Origin of the sequence: Streptomyces sp. SID11385, from assembly GCF_010548245.1 — a bacterium.
In the GTDB taxonomy this organism is placed as follows: Bacteria; Actinomycetota; Actinomycetes; order Streptomycetales; family Streptomycetaceae; genus Streptomyces.
In genome coordinates this window covers 1-2,499 of the sequence record NZ_JAAGLR010000888.1, presented here as the reverse complement: position 1 = coordinate 2,499, position 2,499 = coordinate 1, and the positions used below count along the sequence as shown (strand labels likewise).

Genomic DNA, 2,499 nt, shown 5'->3' with positions numbered 1-2,499 from the left:
CGCGCCGCGCTCCTGGCCCGCGCCCGCCGCAGGGGCGGCGGCGGGCGGTCCGCTCAGCTCGCCGGGTAGGGGCGGTCCCGCAGCAGCCCGGCCAGGTGGTGGCCGTTGACGGCGAGCGTGCGCGTCGTCGAGGCAACCGACTCCGGGGTCTCCTCCAGGTCCTGGTAGTCGGTGCCGTGCTGCGCCTCGCCCACCCAGTAGGTCACGGCGCCGGGCGGCAGGGAGAAACCCACGTCGTCGAGCGCCTGGAAGAGGTCGGCGCTCACCTTGTGCGCCCCGTCCTCGTTGCCCACGACAGCCACGAGACCCACCTTCCCGTACGTGAGCAGCCGCCCCTCCTCGTCGCTCTCGGACAGCTCCGCGTCGAGGCGCTCCAGGACCCGCTGGCACAGGCTGGAGGGGTGCCCGAGCCAGATCGGCGTCGCGAGCAGCAGGATGTCCGCCGCGAGGACCTTCTCGCGCAGCGCGGGCCACGCGTCCCCCTCGCCCATGTCCAGCCCGACCCCGGGACGCACGTCGTGGTCGGCGACCCGCACCACCTCGGTCTCCACGCCGAGCCGGGCCAGCTCCGCCATCACCTGCTCCGCGAGCAACTGACTGCTGGAACGCTTCGGGGACGGGTTGAGGGTGCAGACGAGACCGAGCGCGCGCATGATCACTCCTGACGCTGTACGGGGACGTGGTGCGAACCCCGGCGGGTGCGGGGCCGCGGCGGGCGACGAGGCCGCGCGGGCGCCGCCGTACCGCACGTGCCTGGGTACCCCGTTCGCCCGGTCCGACACACGGCCGCGCCCCGGTCCGCCCGACCGCGGCGGCGGAGCCGTTTCTTTTGCATGCCGCGCCAGGCCGGGGGCACACTCGGACGAGAGATCAGGCGGTGGGCCCGCGGAAGAGGCGCGCCCCCACCGCGCGCGGCGGGCCGCGGAAGAGGCGTCCCCCTCGCACACAGCAAGCCCCGGCCCGTACCCCCCCGGCCGCCCCCGCTCCCGAAAGGCGTCACCATGCCCCGAGGCAGCTCTCCCGAACCCCGCGCTCCGGAACCGGAATTCCCGCAGCAGTCCCAGGAACATCCCGGCCGCACCGGCGAGATGGACCCGCCGCCCGACCACGGCGAGCACTCCTACCGGGGCAGCGGCCTGCTCGCCGACCGCAAGACGCTCGTGACCGGCGGCGACTCGGGCATCGGCCGCGCCGTGGCGCTCGCCTTCGCCCGCGAGGGCGCCGACGTGCTCTTCACCCACCTCCCCGAGGAGGGCGAGGAGGCCGCGCGCACCGCGCACCTCGTCGAGGCCGCGGGCCGCCGCGCGATCCCCGTGCCCTGCGACATCCGTGAGGAGGAGCAGTGCGTACGGCTCGTGGAGCGGGCCCGCGCCGAGTTCGGGCACCTCGACGTGCTCGTCAACAACGCCGCGTACCAGATGGCGCAGCCCGAGAGCATCGAGGGCATCAGTACCGAGCAGTTCGACCGCGTGATGCGCACCAACCTCTACGGCATGTTCTGGATCACGAAGAACGCGCTGCCGCTGCTCCCCGAGGGCGGCGTCGTCCTCAACACGACGTCCGTGCAGGCGTACCAGCCCGGCCCGCACCTGCTCGACTACGCCATGACGAAGGCCGCGATCGTCAACTTCACCCAGAACCTCGCCCAGTTCCTCGCCGAACGCCGCATCCGCGTCAACGCGGTCGCGCCGGGCCCGGTGTGGACCCCGCTCATCCCCTCGACGCTGCCCGACACCACGAGCTTCGGCGCGCAGTCCCCGCTCGGCCGCCCCGCCCAACCGGCCGAACTCGCCCCCGCCTACGTCTTCCTGGCCTCACCGCAGGCGCGCTACATCACCGGTGAGATCCTCAACGCGACGGGCGGAACGCCACTGCCCTGACCGCGGCGGCACTCCGCGGACCGGCAGCCTTCGCCGCCTCCCCCGGAAGACGCGAGAGGCCCCCGCTCGTCAAGTTTGCCTCATCGGCAGAAGGGGTCTAGCTTGCGCGAAACCCGGTCGGCGGGCCGGACCGCCGGATCAGCCGTATCCGGAACGGTCGGGGCGTACGGAGCGGGGGACCCATGGTGTGGACGGCGCGTGAGGACGCCGGGCGACTGGCCCGGTACGCGGTCGCCTTCGAGCCGGCCGACCCGCCGCGCGCCGGTCGGCTGGCGTTCTGGGACCCGGACGGCACGGTCCCGCCCGCACCGCCCGGCGCCGATGCGGCGCAGGCCGCGCTCGTCACGGCAGAAGGACGGCGAACGGTCCCCGTGGTGTGGCTGTCCGTCGCCGACGCGCTGCCGGTCCTGACGCTCGCCCGGCGCCGGTACGGAGCCGACGACGTCCACGACGCGGCGGCCTACTGGGGCGCCGCCACCGCCCTCGCACTCCACCTCGCCGCACGCGAACGCCTCCTGCCCGGCGTGTCCGACGGCGACCACGACGCCTGGCGGGTCGGCCCGCTCGACCCGGCGGACGTGCTGCGCCTGCGCGAACTGGCCGCCGCCGCACCGCCGGA

The 2,499-nt window shown here is 74.7% G+C and carries 2 protein-coding genes and 1 pseudogene; 2 read left to right on the top strand and 1 reads right to left on the bottom strand.

Annotated features, from left to right (window positions below; all coding sequences use genetic code 11):
• Positions 1–53 precede the first annotated feature (53 nt).
• The gene (locus tag G3I42_RS27190; RefSeq protein ID WP_164290262.1) at positions 54–653 is read right to left on the bottom strand and encodes an NAD(P)H-dependent oxidoreductase; all 600 of its coding nucleotides are present in this window, start codon (positions 651–653) and stop codon (positions 54–56) included.
• A gap of 348 nt (positions 654–1,001) precedes the next feature.
• On the opposite strand from G3I42_RS27190, the gene G3I42_RS27185 reads away from it, so the two are divergent.
• Together G3I42_RS27185 and G3I42_RS27180 are read left to right on the top strand one after the other, a co-directional pair.
• Entirely contained in the window at positions 1,002–1,880 is an 879-nt protein-coding gene (locus G3I42_RS27185) for an SDR family oxidoreductase (protein ID WP_164290260.1), read from the top strand.
• Positions 1,881–2,062: 182 nt separating this feature from the next.
• Positions 2,063–2,499, top strand: a pseudogene (locus tag G3I42_RS27180) (ATP-dependent helicase); the annotation flags it as partial.